Origin of the sequence: Vibrio sp. SCSIO 43153 (assembly GCF_023716625.1) — a bacterium.
In the GTDB taxonomy this organism is placed as follows: Bacteria; Pseudomonadota; Gammaproteobacteria; order Enterobacterales; family Vibrionaceae; genus Vibrio; species Vibrio rotiferianus.
In genome coordinates this window covers 2,113,860-2,138,101 of the sequence record NZ_CP071855.1, presented here as the reverse complement: position 1 = coordinate 2,138,101, position 24,242 = coordinate 2,113,860, and the positions used below count along the sequence as shown (strand labels likewise).

Below are 24,242 nucleotides of genomic sequence, written 5' to 3'. Positions count from 1 at the left end.
AGAGGGCTGGTGAAATTTATCCTTGGCCGACTAAACTGTATTTTCTGACCATACCTCTAAGTTGGTGGTAGCTTAATCCCAATAACTCTGCTGCTTGGCGTTGGTTAAATTTCGCTTCTTCCAGTGCGCGGTTGAGCAGTTCAATATCTTGCTCTTCTTGCCATTGTTTATAGTCCAGAGGGAACCGAATTACAGAGGTTTGATTGGTTTCAGTTGTTTCAGCTTCTTGAACTGCGGTATGACCAAGCGAGTTATCCCAACCAGTTTCAAATGGGTTAAAGGTAAGATGTTCGATAGGGTCAGCATTCAAACCGTGGCGATAGATCGCTCTTTCAATAACGTTCTTTAACTCACGTACGTTACCCGGCCATTCGTAATCGAGCAGCGACTGTTGCGCTTCTTCCGTAAAGCCAACAAAGTATTCCAACTGTAATTCACGACACATCTTAATGGCGTAATGCTCTGCAAGAGAAAGAATGTCTTCTTTTCGTTCTCTCAGCGGCGGAAGCATGATGACATCAAACGCCAATCTGTCGAGTAGATCCGCTCGAAAATCGCCTTGTTCGGCTAGTTTCGGTAAATCGGCATTGGTCGCACATACTAGGCGCACATCGGCAGTGAGTGCAGTATGCCCACCTACACGCTCATATTCGCCGTATTCGATCACACGTAACAGTTTCTCTTGCACCAACAAAGGGGCAGTTGCTAATTCGTCTAGAAACAGAGTGCCGCCTTCAGCACGTTCAAAACGTCCTTTGTGTTTGCCTTTAGAGCCAGTAAATGAACCGGATTCATGGCCAAATAGCTCGGAATCAATTAAACCTTCGCTTAGGGTCGCACAGTTTAAAGAAAGCAGTGGCTTGTCCCAACGCTTTGATAAATAGTGTAAACGTTGCGCGATGAGTTCTTTACCCGTGCCTCGCTCGCCAATAATGAGTACAGGGCGTTCGATTGGCGCAAGTTGTGATACTTTATCTAGTACGGCGAGAAAAGCGGGCGATTCACCAATGAGGTTTTGCTTCATAAAGTCCTTCTTATTTTCTATCTGGCCATAAGTTACCGTATTGAAGTTGGTGAAATTTACCAACTATTGGTAAAAAACATCATAGCATATCGGTGCGCCACAACAACAATGTGCTTAACTTATTGTTTATTAAGCTTAATTAAAGTTGGCACGCAACTTGTTATATGTAAAGGGAGACGCAAGGTAAATTAACGCCTTGTCGAGTTTAAATAGGAAAAAAAGAGGAGTTCCGTTATGGGTATTTTTTCTCGTTTTGCAGATATCGTTAACTCAAACATCAGTGCATTGCTAGACAAGGCGGAAGATCCTGAAAAAATGATCCGTCTTATCATTCAAGAAATGGAAGACACACTCGTAGAAGTACGTACTAACTCGGCTAAAGCAATTGCAGACAAAAAAGAGTTGGCTCGTAAAGTGGAAGCACTAGAAGACCAAATTAATGAATGGAGCCAAAAGGCAAGCCTTGCTTTAGTGAAAGAGCGTGAAGATTTAGCACGTGCTGCACTAATTGAGAAGCAAAAACTTGAGCAAGTGATTAAAGGTCTTCACACTGAACAGACGTTGGTAGAAGAGACCATCGAAAAATTGACGGGTGAAATTGGTAAGTTAGAAGCCAAGATCACTGAGACACGAGCAAAGCAACAAGCGCTAGCGATTCGTAATCAAACCGCATCTAACCGTCGCGATGTGCAAAAACAGCTTCACGCAGGTCGTACAAACGAGGCGATGGCAAAGTTCGAGCAGTACTCTCGTAAGATTGACGAAATGGAAGCAGAAGCGGATCTGTACGCGAAAACTGGCAACGCAAAATCTTTAGACCAAGAGTTTGCAGAGCTACAAGCACAAGATGAAATTGAAAAAGAGTTGGCAAAACTGAAAGAACAGATGTCATCGAACGATAAATAAGAAAGGAGCCATTTATGTCGACATTTTTTATTACTGGACCATTGATTGTCTTTTTAATCTTTGTCGCTCCACTATGGCTCTTCTTACACTATCGCAGCAAACGCAAAGCAGATAGTGCACTGTCGAGCCAAGATCTAGAGCGTCTTCAGGTACTGTCTGAAAAAGCGGAGGCGATGCAGTCTCGAGTTGAAACATTGGAGCGTATCTTGGACGCAGAATCCCCAACGTGGAGACGTAAATATGAATAAACGAGAACTGTATCGTGACCCTGTAAATGGAAAAATCTCCGGCGTGTGTGCCGGAGTGGCAAACTACTTTGGTGCGGAAGTTTGGTTAATTCGTATCGTTGTGATTTCAGCGGCATTACTAGGTGGTACCTTTCTAGTATTGCTAGCATATGTCGCGATGACCTTTATGTTGGAAAAGCAGCCAGTGACTTACACAGAAAACATTAAGTCACGCCAAGAACATACGCTGAAGAGTAAACCGTGGCAGAAAGGTCAAAGCCCAGACCAGTTGTTGAGTGTGCTAGAGAGCGACTTCAGTCGCCTTGATAGCAAAATTCGCGGTATGGAGGCGTATGTTACATCTGATACTTACCGCGTAAACAGAGAGTTTAATAAGCTCTAGTAATCAGTTCCCAATTTATTGATAAAGCAGACTCAGATCTGCTTTATTTTTATCTCAAATTACTATTTTTTAAGAAATTTTCCCTTCCTTCTCTAGAAGAACACCATAAATTCATCTACCTTAAATAGAATGGATGTTAAATGGATGAATTCACATGAGAAAAGCGCTCATTCCCTTAGCGGTCATGACGGTTCTATCTGGATGTGGGAAAGAACTGCCTCCTGTCCCTGAACCCGAATCACGGCCCGCAAAGCTCTTCACGGTCTCTGTAGGCAATGCCCAGTTTGAAAGACATTTTCCTGCCACCACAGAAGCCGGCGACCGAGCAGTACTCGCATTCCGAGTGCCTGGCTTACTTCAATCGATAGAAGTGAATGCAGGGCAAATGGTTAAAAAAGGCGACGTGCTCGCGGTACTCAACCCTGACGAGTATTCACTCCTCGAAAAACAAGCCCGTGCTAATTACACCTTAGCCGACGTTCAATACGAACGTTCGAAAAAGCTTCGCAAAGAGCAGGTGGTATCTGAACAAGACTTCGATGCGGCAAAAGCCAATCATAATTCCGCAAAAGCACAGTGGGACCAAGCCAAAGCAAACCTAAGATACACAAAACTTGTTGCGCCTTACGATGGCACTATTTCCTATCTGCCAGCCGAAAACCATGAGTTCGTGGCCGCTAAAGAAGGTGTCATGAACATTCAAACTAACCAAGTGATGAAAGTGCTGTTCCAGCTGCCTGATCACCTGTTGAGTAAGTTCACTCAAGGTGCCAATGCCTTCGCGACGATGACTTTTGACGCGTTTCCTGAGCGTTCTTTTGAACTCACTTTCCAAGAAATTGATACCGAAGCCGATCCTAAAACCGGCAGCTATAAGGTGACGATGGTCATGGATCGCCCAGAAGGTGTGGGTATCTTACCGGGTATGTCCGGTAACGTTCACTTAGTCTCTGAAAATGCTGGTGTGACCAAGATTCCTGATTCAGCTTTGTTTACTGAAGATGGCAAAACTTGCGTTTGGCGCGTGAATGAACAAGGTATTGTTGAGAAAGTCTCAGTCACGTTGAACGAAAAGCAGCAAATTGAAGAAGGCTTGGATGATGGAGATCAAATCATCATCTCTGGTGTGAACGTGATTGAGTCAGGGATCAAGGTTCGCGAGTGGGTTAAGGAGCGAGGATTGTAATATGAAAGTAATCTTAGCTTTAACGGCTCTCTGTTCTGCCGTGTTGTTAGCGGGATGTGGTGACAAGGGCACAGAGAGAGAGGTTGAAACACCGCGCGTCCGTGTTGCTTCATTAGAAGGAATGAAAGTGGATGATAACCTGTACTTCCCTGCTATCGCTAACGCTGCCGATCGTTCTCACTTGAGTTTTCGTGTAGCAGGAGAGGTGAGCCGTGTCTTAGTCAAAGAAGGTGACAGGGTCGTAAAAGGAGATGTAATCGCGAAGTTGGATCCAACTGACTACCAATTGGATGTTGATAACGCCTCGGCTCGCTTTTCCGTGGTTGATAGCCAATATCGTCGTTCCGCGCCTTTGGTAAAGAAGGGATTATTGGCGAAATCTCAATTTGATGAAATTGCAGCGCAACGACAAATTGCACTTGCAGAGTTAGAACTGGCAAAACTGCGTTTGTCTTTTACCACACTAAAAGCCCCAGTTGATGGCATCATCTCGCGAGTTAATGTCGATCAATTTGAAAACATCAAGGTAGGTCAGTACATCGTAAACATTCACTCAGTGGAACGAGTTGAAGTTTTAATTCAGCTTCCGGATCGATTGTATGTGAGTCAGCCACCAACAGAAGAGCGGTTGACTACGATTAATGCGGTTGTTCGTGTACCGAGTGGTAATGAATATGAAGCAAGAATCAAAGAATTTACCACTGAACCTGATCCTAATACGGGTACGTTCACCGTTACGCTTTCTTTGCCGATGCCTGAAGATGAGTACATTCTTGATGGTATGGCTGTGGATGTGACATCTAAAGACAAAAATGTTGGTTTGGAACTCAATGTTGGTATCAACGTGCCGATTGAAGCAATTTTCAATGCTGATGGTGATGAGTTAAGCCGAGAAAACAAATTTGTATGGGTATTGAACGACGATAATACCGTCAGTCGCCAAAAGGTACGAGCGGGTAAAGCCTCACAAACGTCGGTCCAAATCCTCGACGGCTTAGAGCTTGATGACAAAGTGGTTGTGGCCGGTTTATCTCGATTGAGAGATGGCATTAAAGTGGAAGTAATCAAGCAGGAGGCAACGCAATGAGTGAGCAAAATAATAGTGCGCCTCAAGACGATGATAATGTAACGGGTATTGCAGCGTATTTTATCCGTAACCGTGTAATCAGTTGGATGGTTTCATTGATCTTTTTGATTGGTGGTACTGCAGCATTCTTTGGTTTAGGCCGTCTTGAAGACCCTGCTTTTACCATCAAAGATGCAATGGTTGTTACGTCGTACCCAGGAGCGACGCCTCAACAAGTGGAAGAGGAAGTAACGTACCCGCTCGAAAAGGCCATTCAGCAGTTAACTTATGTGGATGAGGTTAACTCGATTTCCAGCCGTGGTCTGTCGCAGATCACTGTGACAATGAAGAATAACTACGGTCCAGATGACTTACCGCAGATTTGGGATGAATTACGTCGTAAAGTGAATGATTTGAAGGGATCTTTGCCTCCGGGCGTAAACGATCCTTCGGTCATTGATGACTTTGGTGATGTATACGGGATCTTGCTTGCGGTGACTGGTGATGGTTACAGCTACAAAGAGCTACTCGATTACGTTGACTATTTAAGGCGTGAACTCGAATTAGTTGATGGTGTTAGTAAAGTCTCAGTGTCAGGGCAGCAGCAAGAGCAAGTCTTCATTGAGATTTCGATGAAGAAATTAAGCAGTCTCGGCTTGTCACCAAATACAGTCTTCAATCTATTGTCTACGCAGAACGTGGTTTCGGATGCGGGTGCAATCCGAATTGGTAACGAATATATTCGTATCCAACCAACAGGTGAGTTTCAAAGTGTTGATGAGTTAGGGGACTTGTTGCTAACCGAGTCCGGTGCGCAAGGCTTGATCTTTTTGAAAGACGTAGCAGATATCAAGCGTGGGTATGTTGATGTACCAACGAATATCATCAACTTTAACGGTAACTTAGCTCTGAATGTTGGTGTATCGTTCGCGCAAGGCGTTAACGTGGTTGAAGTCGGAAAATCATTTGACCGCCGCCTTGCTGAGCTGAAATATCAACAACCTGTTGGTGTTGAAATCTCGGAGATATACAGTCAGCCGAAAGAAGTAGACAAATCAGTGAGCGGGTTCGTTGTCAGCTTAGCGCAAGCGGTTGGTATCGTAATCATCGTATTACTGTTCTTTATGGGGCTTAGATCTGGTCTGCTAATTGGTTTGATCTTGCTATTGACGGTTCTGGGTACCTTTATTTTTATGAAGTACCTAGCCATCGACTTGCAGCGTATATCTCTCGGTGCTTTGGTTATCGCACTGGGTATGCTGGTGGATAACGCCATCGTGGTGGTGGAAGGGATACTGATTGGTACCCAGAAAGGGCGAACGAGGCTACAGGCTGCCACTGATATCGTAACCCAGACCAAATGGCCTTTGTTGGGTGCTACGGTTATCGCAGTAACCGCCTTTGCTCCGATTGGTTTGTCTGAAGACTCAACGGGTGAGTACTGTGGAACCTTATTTACGGTACTGCTCGTTTCTTTAATGCTGAGTTGGTTTACGGCGATATCATTAACCCCATTTTTTGCTGATATCTTTTTCAAAGGTCAGAAAATAAAGAGTGGGGAGGGCGAAGATAATGACCCTTACAACGGCATTATCTTTGTTATGTACAAGAACTTCCTTGAGTTTTGTATGCGCCGAGCTTGGCTAACAGTCATTGTTTTGGTTGCGGGCCTTGCTGCAAGTATTTATGGCTTTACCTTTGTGAAACAAGCATTCTTCCCATCATCAACCACACCTATCTTCCAGGTAGATGTTTGGTTACCGGAAGGGACGGATATTCGTGCTACTAATGCAAAACTAAAAGAGTTAGAGGGCTGGTTAGCAAAACAGGACCATGTCGATCATATTACGACGACAGCCGGTAAGGGCCTGCAACGTTTTATGCTGACGTATGCTCCAGAAAAGAGCTATGCCGCGTACGGTGAAATTACCACACGAATGGATAACTACGAAGCGTTAGCGCCATTGATGGAGCGATTCAGAGCGCATATAAAAGCGAACTATCCAGAGATCAATTATAAGCTGAAGCAAATTGAATTGGGTCCTGGTGGCGGCGCGAAAATTGAAGCTCGTATCATCGGTTCAGATCCTACCGTACTTCGCACTCTTGCCGCTCAAGTTATGGACATAATGTACGCGGATCCTGGTGCGACGAACATTCGTCATGACTGGCGTGAACGTACGCAAGTACTAGAGCCTAAATTCAATGAGAGCCAAGCTCGTCGTTACGGTATCACCAAATCAGATGTAGACGATTTCTTGTCGATGTCATTCTCTGGTATGAACGTTGGTCTATACCGTGATGGTACAACCCTGATGCCAATCGTCGCTCGTCTTCCTGAAGATGAACGCATTGACATCCGTAACATCGAGGGTATGAAAATTTGGAGCCCAGCTCAGAGTGAGTTTATTCCACTACAACAAGTAACCATGGGCTACGACATGCGTTGGGAAGATCCAATCATTGTGCGTAAGAACCGCAAACGTATGCTGACGGTTATGGCAGATCCAGATATTTTGGGTCAAGAGACTGCGGCGACCTTGCAAAAACGTTTACAGACTCAGATTGAAGCAATCGAAATGCCACCAGGTTACTCACTAGAGTGGGGTGGTGAGTACGAGTCATCAGGCGATGCGAAGGCGTCGTTGTTCACAACGATGCCAATGGGCTACTTGTTCATGTTCTTGATCACTATCTTCTTGTTTAACTCAATCAAAGAGCCGCTGATTGTTTGGCTGACGGTGCCTCTGGCATTAATCGGTGTTACAACTGGTCTACTTGCCTTGAATACACCGTTTGGGTTTATGGCGCTCCTTGGATTTTTGAGCTTGTCAGGGATGGTACTGAAAAACGGTATCGTACTGCTTGATCAAATTGAGATTGAGATGAAATCGGGTAAAGAAGCGTACGACGCGGTTGTTGATGCGGCAGTAAGCCGTGTCCGTCCAGTATGTATGGCAGCGATTACTACTATTTTGGGGTTGATTCCGCTGCTACCGGATATCTTCTTCAAACCTATGGCGGTAACGATCATGTTTGGTTTAGGTTTTGCGACCATACTGACATTAGTTGTTGTGCCAGTGTTGTATCGTCTATTCCACAAGGTGGCAGTGCCTAAGTAACGGCTTAGTTTAAGTAACGTTCTAAAACGCCTCTGGCTAACGTCAGAGGCGTTTTTATAAGGATTAAATATGGAACAGAATACGTGTGCATGGGCGATGACCCATCCACTTGAACGCGAATATCACGATGCTGAATGGGGTGTGCCTGTACACGACGATACGGTATTGTTTGAATTCATCACGTTAGAAGGTGCTCAAGCCGGCTTAAGTTGGATTACGATTTTGAAAAAACGCGAAGGTTATCGAGAGGCGTTTGAAAACTATGACTTGGACAAGCTGATCCAACGCGATGAAGTACGTACAGAGTTCATTGTTGAAAACTTCGACGTGGTTAAACATCGAGGCAAAATCAACTCAGTATTTAGCAACGCTAAAGCGGCAAAGCAATTGATAGAAGAATACGGAAGCCTTTCTGCAGCCTTATGGCAATTTGTTGATGGCAAGCCAATTGTGAATCACTGGACAGACATGAGCCAAGTGCCAGTATCGACAGAACAATCCAAAGCGATGAGTAAGTTCCTCAAAAAGAAAGGTTTTAAGTTTGTTGGTGAGACGATTTGCTACGCCTTTATGCAAGCAGTAGGCATGGTAGATGACCATATTGTTGGTTGTCCTAAAAAACTGAATTAGTTTTTAGATTCACTGTCATGAATCCTTTCTAAAGCTTCGACGCGACGCCATTGGTTTTGCTCGAAGCTTTGTTCTCTTAATCCGGCGATTTCTGTTTTCTTTTCTTCTTCGCCGAGGAAATCATTGTTGATGATCTCCGCACGTTTCTCTAAATAATCGTTGAGTGATGCGTTAAACGAGGCTCGTTGTTCATCCAGAGCTTGTAGTCGTTCCGCGCCTTCTTCACCCACCAAATCAACACGAGCCAAATACTTCTCCTGTGCAGGCATTTCCGAGGTCTGATTTAGTTCAATCACTAGCGCGTTGTTGCGCTCGCTTTGTTGAATGTACTTAGGTTGAGAGGCGAGGTTTTCTTCAAGCATTTGTTGTTGAGAATCAGCGTCTAATTCGGTTTCTCGAATGGCGAGTTTATCTACTGCTAACTGGCGTAAGCGATTTTCTGCATCGAAAAGTTGAGCAATTTGTTCGTCAGTAAAAAACGCGCTTTGCATCACTAAGATTGCATCATTTAGCTGCTTCAGTTCGTTTAATGACAACGAATTTCCTTCGAACGGTTCTAGCTTGGATAACGCTTCTTTGTAGACTAGGTAAGTTTCGAACAGTTCTGCGCTGATACCCAGTGAATCTAGTTGTGATTCACCAGTTTTTACGTTGGCTTTGATTTCTTCAAGGCTTTGTTCTCCTAGACCGCTCAGAGTGTATTCAAAGAAGTCTTTTTGAGAAGAGAGATCAATACTGGTGTCCTGCTGTGACTGAGCTTTTATAAGTTGTGAAGGTGGAGACGATGGAAACAGATAAGCCGCTCCTACACCAATGAGTGATATGATGAATAAGGTTATGAGAGCGACTTTCTTCATAATGGCTTCCTTCTTATAGACCTTGTTGTTTTAGGCGGTTTGCATGTTGGCGATACAATGTGACTGGATCCGTTTCGAACAAATGATGGATACCTAGCAGCCCGTTGATTTCATCCAGATGATTCATCTTGTAATCATCACGAATCACTTTCCCCAAGTGAGTGCTGCACGTGCCCACGAGACCATCATTTGGACGATCAAACGCCAAACCTAAAACCACCATTGCGCCGTCTGTTGGATCAAACAGGTTGGTAAAGTTGGAAGAGCCAGTCCATGAGTAGTAATGCACACCGTTAGACGCCAATAGGTCTCCATCTCCACACTCACTGGTTGGAATGCCTTCAGGGTAATGCTGGTTGAACGCCAAAGAACCTTCGGTGGTTAGTGCCGCTAAGGAAGCTAGTGGGTCTTGGTCGAGATCAGTGCCACCGGAAAGTAGATTAATGAGAGTCACTAGCCCTTCTGCTAGCTTCACCGCGACACCTTCACTGATGGAGCCTTCAGGGACCGTTCCACGCACAATATCAGCTACTTTTGATCCTTTGTTCACCCCTCCAATACTGGTAACGGACGCCACTAAATCTGGGCGTACAGAAGCAACATAACGTGTTGTTGGTCCACCATGGCTGTGCCCAATCAAATTGACCTTTTCCGCGCCTGTAGCAGCAAGCAACGTTTCTACTTGAGCCAAGAGCTGCTCTCCACGTGCTTCACTGCTGTTGGTTGCGGAGACTTGAGCGACATAAACCGTCGCGCCATCTTTCGTTAGAGCATGTGGGATGCCATAGAAGTAATCGACTCCGGCAAGGGAATCAAAACCAAATAAACCATGGACAAGTACGATGGGGTATTTGGTTTCTGTGTAACCACTGGCGTTGGCAGATGCAAAAGGTAGGGTGCTTAAAACGAAAAGCATTGTTGTTATGAATCTGAGTTTCAAAACTATCTCCTTGTGGTATGACCTCTTATGAGTTTTATAAAATAGGAGATAAGTTTTGCGGTTGAGAAGTTCGTTTGTGGCACATTGTTTTAATCTGTGATTACTCAAAAGAAAATCAACAGATTCAATTAACATAGGATTGATGAATATTGGAATATTAGTTAATTCTAATTAAGACAATGAGTTAGTAACTCTATAATGAGAGGTAAAAAAATAGCCTCGCAGTACGAGGCTATTTAATAATTGTTCTGAATGCTTATAAAGAGGCTTCTTTTTCTAGCACTAATGCATTGTATCGAGCAAAGCCAGCTTCAAGATCGGCAATGAGATCTTCAACATCTTCAAGACCGATGTGCAGACGGACAAGTGTGCCTTCGAAGTTTGGGTTCGCCACTGTACGCAAGCTGTTAAAGCTCTTTGGCTCGTTAGCTAAAATCAAACTCTCAAAACCACCCCATGAATAACCCATGCTGAAGTGCTTCATGCCATCCAATAATGCTGTGGTTGCTTTCGGATACGAGCTTTTCAATACGAATGAGAACAAGCCATTACCGCCAGTAAAGTCGCGTTTAAAGAACTCATGACCAGGGCAGCTTTCTAGAGCAGGGTGACGAACGTGATCGACTTCAGGGCGGCTTGCCAACCACTGTGCGACTTTCAGGCTGTTCTCTGCATGCTGGCGTAAGCGAACATCCAGAGTACGAATACCTCGCAGACCAAGGTATGCATCATCAGGAGAAACGCACTGACCCATTAGGTAGCTTTGCTCACGTAATTGATCCCAGTACTTCTCAGACGCGACCGCAGTACCCAACATCACATCTGAGTGACCAACAATGTATTTGGTCGCGGCTTGGATCGAGATATCAACGCCGTGCTTAAATGGAGAGAAGTTCACGCCCGCGCCCCAGGTGTTATCCAACATTACGATGATGTCTTGTTCATGTGCGATGTTTGCCAGAGTAGGAACGTCCATCACTTCCATGGTGATCGAGCCAGGAGATTCAAGGAAAAGGATTTTGGTATTCGGTTGAATAAGTTCACGAATACCATCACCAATCATAGGATCAAAGTAAGTCGTCTCGACGCCCATCTTCTTCATGATGGTGTCACAGAAGTCGCGGGTTGGTTCATAACAGGTATCCACCATTAAAATGTGGTCGCCCGTTTCGACAAAAGACAGGATGGCATTAGAAATCGCTGCTGTACCGCATGGGTAGAGAGCACAACCTGCGCCGCCTTCCACTTCCACCATGGCATCTTGAAAGGCAAAGTGCGTGTTTGTGCCGCGGCGTCCATAGAACAGGGTCTTGTTTGCACGGTTGATCATCGCTTGATTCTTTTCCGCAACGGTATCAAATACGATGGTAGAAGCTCTCTGTACCGGAGGGTTTACCACGCCATTTGTCCACTTCTTATCGCGGCCAGCGGTGACGAGTTTGGTCTTTTTGCCTTCTGACATAAAAATTCCCTGTCTAAATTACAATTTTCAATATTTAAAACATGGACCAAGGGTGGTTTGCAAGGGAAAAATAGAAATGAAACGACTTGTCCGAGCATCACTCGAAAAACAGTGGTATAGGGCGTAAAAAAGAAAACCGACAGCATCAATCTGTCGGTTTTGTTGAGATTTAGCGGCTTTATCTTATTTATTAAAGTAGCGGGTTAAATAAATAGAAAACACGCTCTAAGAAACGAGAAAAGATACTGCGCTTTTTCCACTCGTCTTTGCAGACAGTGTGTGACTGTTTGATGTAAGTATCTTGCAGCCATGACATCTGTTTTGTGAACTCTTCATCGTCTACCGCAAGCGTAACTTCGAAGTTCAGCCATAAGCTGCGCATATCCATATTGACTGTGCCGACCAAACAGAACTGGTCGTCAATTACCACCGATTTGGTGTGCAGCAGGCCGCCATAGAATTCGTAGATCTTTACTCCTGCCGCCATTAACTCACTGTAGAAAGCTCTTGATGCCCATTGAACCATCATGGAATCATTTTTATGTGGGATGATGAGTTCAACTTCTACACCACGTTGTGCGGTCATTTTAAGCGTTTCAAGAAGATCGGCACTTGGGACAAAATAAGGTGTTGTGATTCTCAGTGAACGGTTCGCTTGGTTGATTGCTAAGGTCAATACCTGGTAAATCAGATACTCCGGCATCCCTGGCCCTGATGGAACCACTTGAATCGGATGTTGAAATTCATCGCTATTGTCAATGCGACATTCAGGGTGTTTAGGTAGCTGACGCTCACCTGTTTCTACTTCCCAATCCCAACAATGAATAGCACTTAACACGTTAACAGTAGGGCCGGTAATACGGACCATGATATCGATCCACTGACCAACGCCGCTACTTTGCTTGAAGAAAGCTGGGTCTACTAGGTTCATCGAACCAGTGTAGGCGATCTCATCATCAATCACGATGATCTTACGATGCTGACGCAAATCCAAACGGCGTAAGAAAATACGCCACATTTTTACTTCTAATGCTTGCACCACATCAATGCCCGCATCTTTCATCATCTTGTACCAATGACTCCGAAAGAAGCGCGGGCTGCCGGCAGAGTCGAGCAACAGCTTTACGTCTACGCCACGTTTTGCGGCCTGGATTAGGGCTGAAGCCACCGAGTCGGCCAATCCGCCAGGGTGCCAAATGTAGAAAACCATTCGAATGCTATGCTGTGCGTTTTCAATATCTTCGATGATGGAGTGAAGAATCTCATCTGGAGACTGTTGAAGTGAGAGAGTGTTGCCACTCAGTGCAGGAAGGCCTAAACGGTTGTTACACAGTTCGTCAATGCGGTAGATATGACGCCCCATTGCTTCAGGAACATGTGCGTTACAATCATTTAACTGAGTAAACCATTGTTGGAACGGTGTGAACATCACTTTGGCACGTTCAGCACGTTTTCGACCAAGGTTAAGCTCACCGAATAGGAAATAACAGGCAACGCCAAGCACAGGCACGATGTAGATGACCATCAGCCATGCAAGAGAAACGCTAACAGCGCGACGTTTTAATACGACACGGATAGTAACACCAGCGACTAGGAACCAATAAAGCCCGATGCTAGCAAGGGTGAGAAAATGATAGAACTTGTCCATAAATGCCAAAAGTAATAAGCCCAATATGGATACTAAGCGCAAAACCAAATTCGGGGAACAATTTTTAATTGGGAAAGTGCAGAGGATTTTGTATCAAGGAGTGAAATTTATAACAGGGCTATCTGTTATTTTTGTGTAAAAAATAAGGTTTTTTCTTAACTTTTGGCTAAAAAAGCAGCATTTAACGTGCGTGAAGTTACAATTGTTCGATAAATGTAACTTTTGGGGTTCCAATTCTAATTTGAAACTGCTTTACTTGCCATACATAGAGCGTCACACAAACATCTTATAAAGTGTATACTTTTTTTTACACAACATTTTCGACGCCTATCTCTATGCATACACAACATAACTATTTTGGAGAAGAAGCGTGGCTACAACTAATACAGCAGCACCACGTGATACGTGGGGGTCTAAACTAGGCTTCGTAATGGCAGCAGCGGGTTCCGCTGTCGGTTTAGGCAATATATGGAAATTCCCTTACACTGCAGGTGAGAGTGGCGGCGGTGCGTTCGTTGCAATCTACCTTCTATTTGTTATTTTTATCGGCTTTAGCGTAATGCTTACTGAATTCGCTATTGGTCGTAAGACAGGTCTTTCAGCAGTAGGTGCTTTCAAATCTACTGACCGTCGTTGGACATTTACGGGTGTTATCGGCGTACTAAGTGGTCTACTGATCATGGGTTTCTACCCTGTAGTAGGTGGCTGGGCGCTAGCGTACATCTTTAAAGTAGGTGGTGGCCTACTAAGTGCTCCTGAAGCCATTGGTGACAGCTTCGGCGGATTCATTTCTGATCCAGTTCAACCGCTAATGTGGATGGGTGTTTACCTGTTCTTAAACATCATTATCGTAATGAAAGGTATTTCAGGCGGTATCGAGAAAGCGGGTAAAATCCTAATGCCTCTTCTATTCCTTATCCTGATCGTTGTATCAGTGAAAGGTCTGATGCTACCGGGCGCAATGGCAGGTCTTGAGTTCTTATTCATGCCAGACTTCTCGAAAGTAGACAGCAATGTCGTTCTAGCGGCGCTAGGTCAGGCATTCTTCTCTCTAAGTCTAGGTATGGGTTGTATGATGACTTACGGTTCTTACCTGAAGAAGAAAGAGAACCTAGTTCAAACAACCGGTATGGTTACGGCAATGGACACAGGTGTTGCAATCCTAGCGGGTGTAGCAATGTTCCCAGCAATGTTCGCATTCGGTATGGAGCCAGCAGCAGGTCCGGGTCTAGTATTCGTAGTTGTACCTCAACTGTTTGCTGAAATGGGCGGCGTAATTGGTCTTCTATTTGCTCTAATGTTCTTCATTGGTCTAACAGTAGCGGCACTGACGTCTTCAGTATCTCTGCTAGAGGTTGTGGTTTCTTACCTAATCGATGAGAAAGGTCTGAAGCGTTCAACAGCGGTTATCTCTGCAAGTGTTGTAATGGCGACACTGTGTGTGTTCGCATCGCTATCACTTGGTGGTGTTGGTCCAACACTATTCGGTACGGGCGCATTTGATATCTTCGACCTACTAACGGATAAGATCTTCCTAGCGGTTGGCGGTATGTTGGTATGTATCTTTGCTGGCTGGCGCCTGAACCGTGCTGAGCTTGAGAAAGAAATCACGAACGACGGTCAAGTATCTTTCCCACTATTTGGTCTATGGTACAACCTAGTTAAATACGTAATCCCAGTTGCTATCGCTATCGTAGCCTTCATGGGTATCAAGTCTGGTTTCGACAGCGGTAAAGGCGAAATCATGTTACTAGGTATCGGTATTATTGCACTAGCGGGTATCTTCTCTAAGAAGTTATAACTTACCCAGATCTTTTAAAATTAACAGCGGAAGCCCCTTAGGGGCTTCCGCTTTTTTATTTTCTAAATTTATATATTTGATGTTTTTAATACTAAATTCATAGGTTTATTGTGAACTAGCTCGCATAGTGATTTGAATCACAAAAAACGCGATTAAAGTTATCGAGTGGCATTCCGATAAGCCTTACAGAATTTGCGTGATTTCTTATGTTTATTGAATAAGCGTAAGAATGTTTATAGGAAAGTAATTAGATGAAAATGTCTGTTCGTAAAAAGCTGTATGCGAGCTTTGGTTCAATATTAGCCATTATGCTGGTCATGATTGGAATTATCACATTAGAAGTATTGAGCTCGCACGAAGTGGCTGACGAGGTAAGGACGGACGATGTTCCTGAAACTGTTCAGTACTTAATTTTAATTGATGAAGCCGGAGATGTGTATCGAGATGCATTAGGCGCAATTGTTGACGTGCCGGGAGCCAAAGCGGATTACCAACAAAACAAAGGAGAATTCGCCGCAGCCATAGAAGACGTTAAGCTTTTAGAAACAGTAGGCGGAGAGGACTACCGCAATGTTGAAAAGGCTGAGCGCTATATGAAAACCTTCACACAAGATTTTGAAACTCAGATTCTCACTAATTTGGGCCGTGAAAATGTTGAGCAAAATGTCGCGAAACTCCGTTCACTCTATGATGCAAACTTAGCACCGATTGAGGCAATCTTGGATGCGGCATCAATGGACGGGAGAGAAAGTACCAGTGAAGCGTTGTTAAATCTTTCTGATTCGTTTACCAGTATTGAAAACACAATCTATGTTCTAGGTTCTATCGCGTTAGTCGCCACTGCGGTAATCGCTTACTTGCTGTCGAATTCAATCACCAACCGTCTGAGCAAACTCGATGAGTTGGCGCAGCGCGTTGCAGAGGGGGATTTAACCGTCGATCCGATTGAGGATAAATCGGGTGATGAGCTGGCTAACCTCGCGACGTCACTAAATAAGATGCAAGCGTCTTTGACCAGTCTTATTGGTTCGATTTCGCTCGTGTCGGAAGAGGTGAAATCTGTTACCGGTGAGCTTTCCGTTGTGAGCCAAGATATTGTGTCGGGTGCTAGCAGCCAATCTGATAAAGCAAACTTGATTGCGACTGCGGCAGAAGAGCTGAGCTTGACCATTTCTCAAGTTGCCGAGCAGGGTGCTGCGACGTTTGAAGAAGCACGCAAGTCGGAATCAACCGCTGAACAAGGTCGCACCGTGATTGTAGAGATGGTGGAAAGCATTCAACAGGTATCTCAGCAGATGTCGGATATGTCGGTGCAGATGAACAGTCTAGGCTCTCATGGTGAGAAGATCGGCGCGGTTATCAAAGTGATTGAAGATATCGCAGAGCAGACGAACCTGCTGGCATTGAACGCAGCGATTGAAGCGGCACGTGCAGGTGAGTTTGGTCGTGGCTTTGCTGTGGTTGCCGATGAAGTACGCGCTCTGGCTGAACGCACAACAAAGGCAACACAAGAAGTTGGTGAGATCATCCAAGCGATTCAAGTCGGTACTCAAGAGGCAGTAACTTACACCGAAGATGGCTGTCGTTTGGTTGAAATTGGTGTGAGTCAAAGCTCGGGTGCAGTGAACTCACTGGAAGAAATCGTTTCGGGTGCGGCGCACGTTCAAAGCATGGTGAACTCAATCGCGACGGCGGCGGAAGAGCAAACCGCAGTGACGAAAGAAATTGCTGCGGATATTACCTCGATCAGCGATATCTCAAACCGTTCATTACAATTGGCCAATGATAGCTCGCAAAGCGTAGAAGGTCTGAACCGTAAAGTTCAAGAACTGGAAGCGCTGGTGGGCAAGTTTAAGCTCGCCTAATTGCTTAGAATCGGTATACTTCTGGCTCCAAACGTGGAGCCAGTTTTTTATGTTCGACATTCTACACATCCATCCAGATTTTCTGATCATCAATAAACATCCCAACGTCTCAGTACACAAGGACGATGGTGATACTATGTTGCTGCAAGAAGTAGCAAAACAAAGTGGTGATGAGCAGTTGTATCTTATTCACCGCCTCGACAAAATGACGTCTGGAATTTTGCTTTTGGGTCGTAACGCAAAAGCAGCAAGTGCGTTGTCGCAAGCATTTGCAGATCGTGAAGTCGAGAAGTTCTATCTTGCGATTGGCTCGAAAAAGCCTAAGAAGAAGCAAGGGCTGGTAGTGGGTGACATGGAACGCTCGCGTCGTTCTTCATGGAAACTGGTTAACAGCAAAACGAATCCAGCGATTACCCAATTCTTCTCACTAGCGGCAGAGCCAGGAGAACGTCTGTTTTTATGTAAGCCACACACTGGCAAAACACACCAAATTCGCGTGGCATTAAAATCAGTTGGCTCGGGTATTGTTGGCGATCCTATTTATAATGCAGGCAATGACGCTGACCGCGGCTACTTGCATGCATTTTCGTTGTGCTTCCCGTATCAAGATGAAACACATTGCTTTGTTTGCGATCCACGCGATCATAAAGCGCTTGGCAGTAAATGGCACAATGAAACGGTATCCCAAGGTGTCGATACTTGGCTTTCTCCGTGGGAACTCAACTGGCCTACGATCAAATAACCATCACAAAGAAAACGAATAAGAGAATTCGATGCAAGCATCACAACTTCCGCTGTTTTTTCAGCATCTAGAAGCCGAGCTAACACAAGCTCCCAATGAAATCCGCCGACTGTTTCACGGTCGTGGCCGCCGCTTCGAAGGTTTAGAGCAAATTACGTGTGATTGGTTACAAGGTCAGTTGATCATCAATCTATTTAAAGAAGTGGATGAGGCGTTTCTGAGCGAATTAAAAGCAGGATTGAACGCGTTAGCTGAATCTACTCTGTGGGCAGAGAAACAGGGGCGTACGATCGCAATTCAACATCGCTACGCTGATGGCGCGCCTTCTGAAGTTCTGTTGGGTGAGCTAGATGCTCGACCTGTGGTTGAGGAGAGTGGCTTAAAGTACCAGCTAGACATCGGTCGTAACCAGAACTTCGGTCTGTTCCTTGATATGCGTTACGGTCGTGATTGGGTTCGTGAGAATGCCAAGCACAAAAACGTACTTAACTTGTTTGCTTATACTTGTGGCTTCTCTGTGGCGGCTATTGCTGGTGGCGCAGATAAAGTGGTTAACGTGGATATGGCGAAAGCGTCGCTGTCTAAAGGCCGTGAGAACCATAAGCTGAATGGTCATAACATCAACCAAGTGAGCTTTATGGGGCACGATATTTTTAAATCGTGGGGCAAGATTAAGAAGTCGGGTCAGTACGATATGATCATCATTGATCCGCCGTCATTTCAGAAAGGCAGCTTTGCACTAACTAAAGACTACAAAAAGATTCTACGCCGTTTGCCAGATTTATTGGCAGAAGGTGGTCAGGTGTTAGCGTGTGTTAACTCTCCATCGGTGACCAGCGATTTCTTGATTGAAAGCATGAAGGAAGAAGCGCCAGAGCTGACATTCCGCGAGCGTTTGGATAACCCGCCAGAGTTTATGGATGTAGATAGCGAAGCTGCACTGAAAGTTCTGTTGTTTAGTTGAGTTTAGGCAAAGAAACTTCCGAGTTTAATAACACTTTTCCATAAACAAAAAGCGCCTAGCACGGCGCTTTTTTAATGTTCGTATCAACGGTTTTAACCAATCTGAACTTCAAGATCGGATTCAATCATCGAAGAGCAGGCGAGTACATAGCCTTGCTCAATTTCTTCAGGGGTCAATGTTTCAAGGCTGGTTGAAGAAACGCTACCTTTGCGAACCTTACACTTACAAGAGCCACAAATGCCGCTTCGACAAGCGACGATCAACGGTAATCCAGCACCTTCCAATACGTCTGCGAGGACTTGACCTTTTTGCGCATCGATCGTTTGAGCAAAGTCAGGTACTGACACACTGGCCTTTTCATCTGACACTTCAGCTTCTTCACTGGCAGCAGGAGTAAAGCTTTCTTGGAAGAAGTTCGCCATATCAAAGCCAAGCTCACTCAAGTAGCTTTGAACATCAAGCATAAACTGATTTGGACCGCATAGATAAACCGTGCGCTGTTTAAAGTCGGGCACCAGTTCTTTTAACCACTCGGTATTCAAACGACCTTCTGGGTATAGTGTTTCACCACGGTTTTTTAGCAGCAATTTCAAATTGAAATCTGGATAAACCGAATGGTAGGTCTCTAGTAAATCAAAGTAGATGGTTTCCGGCTTAGAACGAGCAATGTGCAGGAACTCAATATCAACACCAACGTCGTTGCCTAGCCATTCTTTTGCCATCGCGAATACAGGCGTAATGCCACAGCCCGCACTAATGAGCAGTGCTTTCTTTCTACCGTTGACCTCGATTGGTGGATGATCAATGCAGTTGAAATCACCCGTAGGAGGAAGTGCTTGAACCGTATCGCCAATGAGAAGCTTATCGATGATGTAGTTGGAGACCTTACCACCTTCGACACGCTTTATCGTCAGTTGCAGGCAATCGTCACCGGAAAGAGAGCTGAGAGAGTAGGCACGAAACTCCATCTTGCCATCGATTTCAACGCCAAGGTTGATGAACTGACCCGCTTTAAATTCAAATAAGAGCGATTCTGACAGGTCTGCCAACTTGAGGCTCACTGCATCGGCAGTTTCATGGTATTTGTCTACACAGCGTAATGTGACAGGTTGACTGCCTTGCCATTCAAAAAACATAACAATCTCTTTGGTTATCGAGTACTCAATAGATAAAAGCGCCCCCAACTAAGGAGGCGCATGATAAGCGAGGCGATTACGCTGCTAGGATGGTTTTAAGGTCGTCCTGAACATTGCCAATGCTGCGCATATCGAACTTCTCTTGGATAATCGCAATCAAATTTGGTGTTAGGAATGCAGGCGCTGTTGGACCTGTGTAAATGCCTTTCACACCAAGAGCGAATAGCGTAAGCAGGATTACAATTGCTTTTTGCTCGAACCAAGACAGAACAAGCGTTAGAGGAAGCTCGTTGATGTCGCAATCGAACTCTTTCGCAAGCGCCAGTGCAAGCTGGATTGCTGAGTACGCATCGTTACATTGGCCCACATCCAATAGGCGAGGGATGCCGTTGATGTCGCCAAATGTGTTTTTGTTGAAGCGGTATTTACCACAAGCCAGCGTTAGGATTAGCGTATCTTCTGGTGCTTCTGCAGTGAAGTCGGTGTAGTAGCTACGTTCTGCTTTGTCACCATCACAACCACCTACTAGGAAGAAGTGTTTGATATTGCCTTGCTTCACTTGGTCGATAACCGCTGGTGCTGCGTTCATTAGTGCGTTGCGACCGAAACCAACCGTGATGTTGTGTTCGATTTCGTCGTGCTGGAAGCCTTCTTGCGCTAATGCACATTCAACGACTTGGCTAAAATCATCACCTTCTAGGTGAGCGACACCCGGCCAACCAACAATGCTACGAGTGAATAGACGGTCTGCGTATTGGCCAACGTTCGGGTTCAATAGGCAGTTTGATGTCATCACAATCGCGCCAGGGAAGTTAGCAAACTCTTTCTGTTGGTTTTGCCAAGCACTACCGTAGTTACCCACTAGGTGAGGGTACTTCTTCAGCTCTGGGTAGCCGTGTGCAGGCAGCATTTCACCGTTGGTGTAAACGTTAATGCCTTTGCCTTCCGTCTGTTGCAGGATTTTCTCTAGGTCGTGAAGGTCATGACCGGAAACAAGAATACATTTGCCTTTCACTGGCTTAACGTTAACAGTAGTTGGCTCTGGGTGACCGAATGTAGCTGTTTCACCGTGATCCAGCATTTCCATCACTTTGTAGTTCATAAGGCCAATGCGCATTGAGCAGTCTAATAGCTCGCCTAGATCTTCTGGGTCAGTACCAAGCCAAGCCATGATTTCGTGGTATTCGGCGAAGATATCGTTGTTGGTTTGCTCAAGTACTCGTGCGTGCTCCATGTATGCTGCAGCACCTTTTAGACCGTACAGGCAAAGTAGGCGTAGGCCGATAACGTCTTCGTGTACTTGGTCTTTACCACGGTTTACTGCCACTTGAGGAGCAAATGCTAGGATTTCTTCTGCACTGTTTGGCAGCTCGAAGTTCGCAACGTTAGGTACGTTCAATACGACTTCGTCAGCAAGTGTTGCGGCAGACATAACTTGGTCTTTTAGCAGTGCTTTGTATGTCGCTGCTTGAGAAGTTAGCTCAAGGATACGTTCAGGATCGAAGTTTACGTTAGTCAACGTAGAGAAGAATGCTCTTGGAGCCCATTGGTTGATTTCATCATTGATGATGTTGAATTCAAGCGCGCGTGCTGCCCAAAAAGAAACCCCTTGCAGAGTGTAAACCAACACGTCTTGTAGATCGGATACCTCTGAAGTTTTGCCACACATACCTTGTGCGAAAGAACAGCCTTTTACAGCCGGGGTTTGGATTGTCTGTTCACATTGAATACAGAACATATTGGGTTCTCCAGTGATTGTAGTAATAGTCGTTTTGTTTTTCCTTTTAGAGCAGAATGCGTGCCAATTTTTATCTTATTGATTTTAAATAATTTTGTTGCTTTTGAAGTGCGTGATTGATGTGATTGTGACAACGCGAATGATGTCCAAATGACAACGAAAATACAGATGTGATGAGAAAAACAACGCGTGAGAAACGCTCGAACAATCGAAAGTGGAAGTACTTGTTAAACAGAAGAAAAGTTAATGAGGTTGGGCGGAGAAAGAGATTCCCGATTGCGCTCTTTCGGTGTTTTCGGAAGTGACGTAATAAGGCAACTGAAAACTTGATGAGTATAAAGAATAAGAACAAAGCGGAGACTTGAGCGGTTTAGTTATTTTGAATGAGGAAGAGGGAATGAAAAGCGAGAAACCAGATGGGACAGCTAGCCCATGTGCATTGGTGTTAAGCGTTATTCCGGACGAGTCTAAGTGAGCCATCCGGAATCCCTCTGTCAAAGAGGCAACTTTTTCCTTCTAGATAAATGAGCGAAGTAGAGTTTCTATTTGCTAATGCCGAGCTTTTTACCCATGCGATACAAGTTGCCTCGATCCATTTGTAAAAACTCTGCTGCTTTTGCCCAAACACCGCCAGTTTGGCTCAAAGCGTGTTCAATCAAGTCTCGTTGATAACTCTCTACTAACTCGCGCATTGGCTGACTCTCTTTCGGCAAGTAATGCGATGTGTTTTTTACATCATCCAATGCCAACGAAGTATCAAAGTGATTGAGCATGATGGTGCTCGCACCTTGTTGAATCGCATGTAACGCTGCTCGCGTTAAGGTGTGTTCAAGTTCTCGAACGTTACCATACCAAGGCAGAGATTCTAGTTGAGTCAGTACCTTAGGGTGAACGTGAAGGTTTGGTGCGTTAAATTGCTGACGTACTTTTTCTAACAAATACCCCGCAAGAACTGGAATGTCGCCATCACGCGCACGCAGTGGTGGCACTTTGATTGGGAATACATTTAAACGATGGAACAAATCCGCACGGAATGTGCCATCTTCCACTTCTTTTTCTAACTGTCGGTTAGTGGCTGCGATGATGCGCACGTTAACCATCAAATGCTGATCGCTACCTACACGCTGCAACTCACCTTGTTGAATAACTCGCAGCAGTTTTGCCTGCAAAATCAATGGCAATTCACCGACTTCATCTAAGAAGATTGTCCCGCCATCAGCCAGTTCGAACTTACCTGCACGATGACTATTGGCTCCGGTAAAAGCGCCCTTTACGTGGCCAAACAGTTCGCTCTCTGCCAGACCTTCGGGTAGAGCGGCGCAGTTTACATAAATCATCGGTTTATCATTGCGATGAGATTGAGCATGGACGGAGTGAGCAACAAGCTCTTTACCCGTCCCCGTTTCTCCCGTTACCAATACTGCGTAATCTGATTGAGCAACGGTCGCAATGTTGTTTCGTAATTGATTGATTTGTGGGCTTAAGCCAACCATGTCACCGTGTTGTGAGCGTGCCTGTTGGATCAGGGTTTGCGTGACGCTCTTTTGCTTCTGGTTCTGCGCTTTAAGGGCTTTTAATTGCGCAATGTTACGCAGTGTTGCCGCCGTTAGTGCTGCGAACGTTTCGATTGCGACTGGGTCGATATGGTCAAACGCGCCAACTGCAAGTGCATCCATGGTTAATGCGCCGACAAGCTGCCCCTCAACGTACAAGCTAAAGCCCATGCAGTCATGGACGTCAATACATTGATCTTCGGTTAACAGTGTTCCATCAAATGGATCGGGCAGGGCGCAGTCGGCATCAAAGCGAACAGGCTCGCGACTATGAATGATGGCATCCAAACGCGGGTGAGCTTTAGGAAAGTAACGGCGACCGAGCACTGAGCTCGACAAACCTTTTACTGCGACTGGCGTTAGGAAGCCATCTTCATCAAAGATAAACAGACAGCTCGCATCGCAAGGGAAGACTTGTGCCACTCCGTCAATCAGGTTTTGGTATTGCTGCTCATGAGAGCGATTTGAGCTCAGATTGAGTGCGATATTGAGAAGTACGTGGTCGACAGTAGGAGTCATAACAAGCCCAGAGTTATCTTGAATGGGCTCATGCTAGCAAGTTGATGTCATTTGAACATCGAAAGGTGTGAGAGATTGATGTTCCATTGACGACGATCAAGTGACACAACAGAACTGTGATACAAACAAGTGCAACTGATTGAATTTAAGATCTAGGAATGAGGGATTCAGCCTCCGCAAATAATATTATCCGAAATTGATATTTTTCCGTTGACCTTAAGTTAACTTGAGCTTTTATCCTCCACCTGTAAAACACGTCAGGAGGACAGGTTATGCATAATAACTACATTAAAGAGTTAGCCGTAAAGAGCTACCAAGAGGACCTACAAAAAGAGTATTACCGCGCTAAGCAGCGGACGTGGCATTTTCCGAGTTTTGTCTCTGGAATTGTGGTGACGCTGGTGGTGAGTGGGATGCTTTATTGAGGGATGATGGAATAGAGATTCCCGACTG

20 protein-coding genes are annotated in these 24,242 nt (G+C 45.1%); 12 read left to right on the top strand and 8 right to left on the bottom strand.

Annotation, left to right across the window (positions count from 1 at the left end; genetic code table 11):
• Nucleotides 1-16 precede the first annotated feature (16 nt).
• Nucleotides 17-1,024 carry a phage shock protein operon transcriptional activator gene (gene pspF, locus J4N37_RS10300; RefSeq protein ID WP_045388351.1) on the bottom strand — a complete coding sequence of 336 codons (1,008 nt, stop codon included), beginning with the start codon at nt 1,022-1,024 and terminating at the stop codon, nt 17-19.
• 234 nt (nt 1,025-1,258) lie between these two features.
• Here pspF and pspA point away from each other — a divergent pair, with 234 nt between their 5' ends.
• The 7 genes from pspA to J4N37_RS10265 all read left to right on the top strand — a co-directional run bounded on the left by pspA (nt 1,259) and on the right by J4N37_RS10265 (nt 8,564).
• Nucleotides 1,259-1,930 (top strand): phage shock protein PspA, encoded by a 672-nt coding sequence (pspA, locus tag J4N37_RS10295; RefSeq protein WP_010449102.1) that lies wholly within the window; start codon nt 1,259-1,261, stop codon nt 1,928-1,930.
• Between the two features lie 14 nt (nt 1,931-1,944).
• Entirely contained in the window at nt 1,945-2,178 is a 234-nt protein-coding gene (gene pspB, locus J4N37_RS10290; RefSeq protein ID WP_045388354.1) for an envelope stress response membrane protein PspB, read from the top strand.
• Nucleotides 2,171-2,560, top strand: coding sequence for an envelope stress response membrane protein PspC (pspC, locus tag J4N37_RS10285; RefSeq protein WP_010449099.1), 390 nt, complete (start codon nt 2,171-2,173; stop codon nt 2,558-2,560). The genes pspB and pspC overlap by 8 nt, the downstream gene beginning before the upstream one ends.
• 154 nt (nt 2,561-2,714) lie before the next feature.
• Entirely contained in the window at nt 2,715-3,746 is a 1,032-nt protein-coding gene (locus tag J4N37_RS10280; protein ID WP_010449097.1) for an efflux RND transporter periplasmic adaptor subunit, read from the top strand.
• Nucleotide 3,747: 1 nt separating this feature from the next.
• Nucleotides 3,748-4,833 carry an efflux RND transporter periplasmic adaptor subunit gene (locus tag J4N37_RS10275; protein WP_045388360.1) on the top strand — a complete coding sequence of 362 codons (1,086 nt, stop codon included), beginning with the start codon at nt 3,748-3,750 and terminating at the stop codon, nt 4,831-4,833.
• Nucleotides 4,830-7,934 (top strand): efflux RND transporter permease subunit VmeI, encoded by a 3,105-nt coding sequence (gene vmeI, locus J4N37_RS10270; RefSeq protein ID WP_045388363.1) that lies wholly within the window; start codon nt 4,830-4,832, stop codon nt 7,932-7,934. Before J4N37_RS10275 ends, vmeI begins: the two co-directional genes overlap by 4 nt.
• 69 nt (nt 7,935-8,003) lie before the next feature.
• Nucleotides 8,004-8,564, top strand: coding sequence for a DNA-3-methyladenine glycosylase I (locus J4N37_RS10265; RefSeq protein ID WP_045388366.1), 561 nt, complete (start codon nt 8,004-8,006; stop codon nt 8,562-8,564).
• Here J4N37_RS10265 and J4N37_RS10260 read toward each other — a convergent pair.
• The 4 genes from J4N37_RS10260 to cls all read right to left on the bottom strand — a co-directional run bounded on the left by J4N37_RS10260 (nt 8,561) and on the right by cls (nt 13,471).
• Entirely contained in the window at nt 8,561-9,421 is an 861-nt protein-coding gene (locus J4N37_RS10260; protein ID WP_171358463.1) for a lipase secretion chaperone, read from the bottom strand. The genes J4N37_RS10265 and J4N37_RS10260 overlap by 4 nt on opposite strands.
• Nucleotides 9,422-9,434: 13 nt before the next feature.
• Nucleotides 9,435-10,337: an esterase/lipase family protein gene (locus tag J4N37_RS10255; protein ID WP_171358494.1), complete on the bottom strand. Its 903-nt coding sequence runs from the start codon at nt 10,335-10,337 to the stop codon at nt 9,435-9,437.
• A gap of 280 nt (nt 10,338-10,617) precedes the next feature.
• Nucleotides 10,618-11,823: a cystathionine beta-lyase gene (locus J4N37_RS10250; RefSeq protein WP_252040841.1), complete on the bottom strand. Its 1,206-nt coding sequence runs from the start codon at nt 11,821-11,823 to the stop codon at nt 10,618-10,620.
• A gap of 190 nt (nt 11,824-12,013) precedes the next feature.
• Nucleotides 12,014-13,471 carry a cardiolipin synthase gene (gene cls / locus J4N37_RS10245; RefSeq protein WP_010449085.1) on the bottom strand — a complete coding sequence of 486 codons (1,458 nt, stop codon included), beginning with the start codon at nt 13,469-13,471 and terminating at the stop codon, nt 12,014-12,016.
• A gap of 430 nt (nt 13,472-13,901) precedes the next feature.
• Here cls and J4N37_RS10240 point away from each other — a divergent pair, with 430 nt between their 5' ends.
• From J4N37_RS10240 to J4N37_RS10225, 4 genes are all read left to right on the top strand, one after another.
• Entirely contained in the window at nt 13,902-15,272 is a 1,371-nt protein-coding gene (locus J4N37_RS10240) for a sodium-dependent transporter (RefSeq protein ID WP_252042134.1), read from the top strand.
• 251 nt (nt 15,273-15,523) lie between these two features.
• A complete protein-coding gene (locus tag J4N37_RS10235; RefSeq protein WP_252040839.1) occupies nt 15,524-17,137 on the top strand; it encodes a methyl-accepting chemotaxis protein in 1,614 nt (537 codons plus the stop codon).
• A gap of 49 nt (nt 17,138-17,186) precedes the next feature.
• Entirely contained in the window at nt 17,187-17,879 is a 693-nt protein-coding gene (locus J4N37_RS10230) for a TIGR01621 family pseudouridine synthase (RefSeq protein WP_252040837.1), read from the top strand.
• A 31-nt stretch (nt 17,880-17,910) separates the two neighbouring features.
• Entirely contained in the window at nt 17,911-18,843 is a 933-nt protein-coding gene (locus J4N37_RS10225) for a class I SAM-dependent methyltransferase (protein WP_252040835.1), read from the top strand.
• 92 nt (nt 18,844-18,935) lie between these two features.
• Here the strand turns inward: J4N37_RS10225 and J4N37_RS10220 are convergent, their stop codons facing one another.
• The 3 genes from J4N37_RS10220 to norR form a co-directional block, all read right to left on the bottom strand.
• On the bottom strand, nt 18,936-19,979 hold the full coding sequence (locus J4N37_RS10220) for an FAD-binding oxidoreductase (RefSeq protein WP_252040833.1): 1,044 nt from the start codon (nt 19,977-19,979) through the stop codon (nt 18,936-18,938).
• A gap of 76 nt (nt 19,980-20,055) precedes the next feature.
• Entirely contained in the window at nt 20,056-21,717 is a 1,662-nt protein-coding gene (gene hcp, locus J4N37_RS10215; protein ID WP_038894779.1) for a hydroxylamine reductase, read from the bottom strand.
• 542 nt (nt 21,718-22,259) lie between these two features.
• Complete coding sequence (norR, locus tag J4N37_RS10210; RefSeq protein WP_020194924.1) at nt 22,260-23,789, bottom strand: nitric oxide reductase transcriptional regulator NorR; 1,530 nt, start codon at nt 23,787-23,789, stop codon at nt 22,260-22,262.
• Between the two features lie 272 nt (nt 23,790-24,061).
• Here norR and J4N37_RS10205 point away from each other — a divergent pair, with 272 nt between their 5' ends.
• Nucleotides 24,062-24,214 carry a hypothetical protein gene (locus tag J4N37_RS10205; protein ID WP_170001019.1) on the top strand — a complete coding sequence of 51 codons (153 nt, stop codon included), beginning with the start codon at nt 24,062-24,064 and terminating at the stop codon, nt 24,212-24,214.
• Nucleotides 24,215-24,242 lie beyond the last annotated feature (28 nt).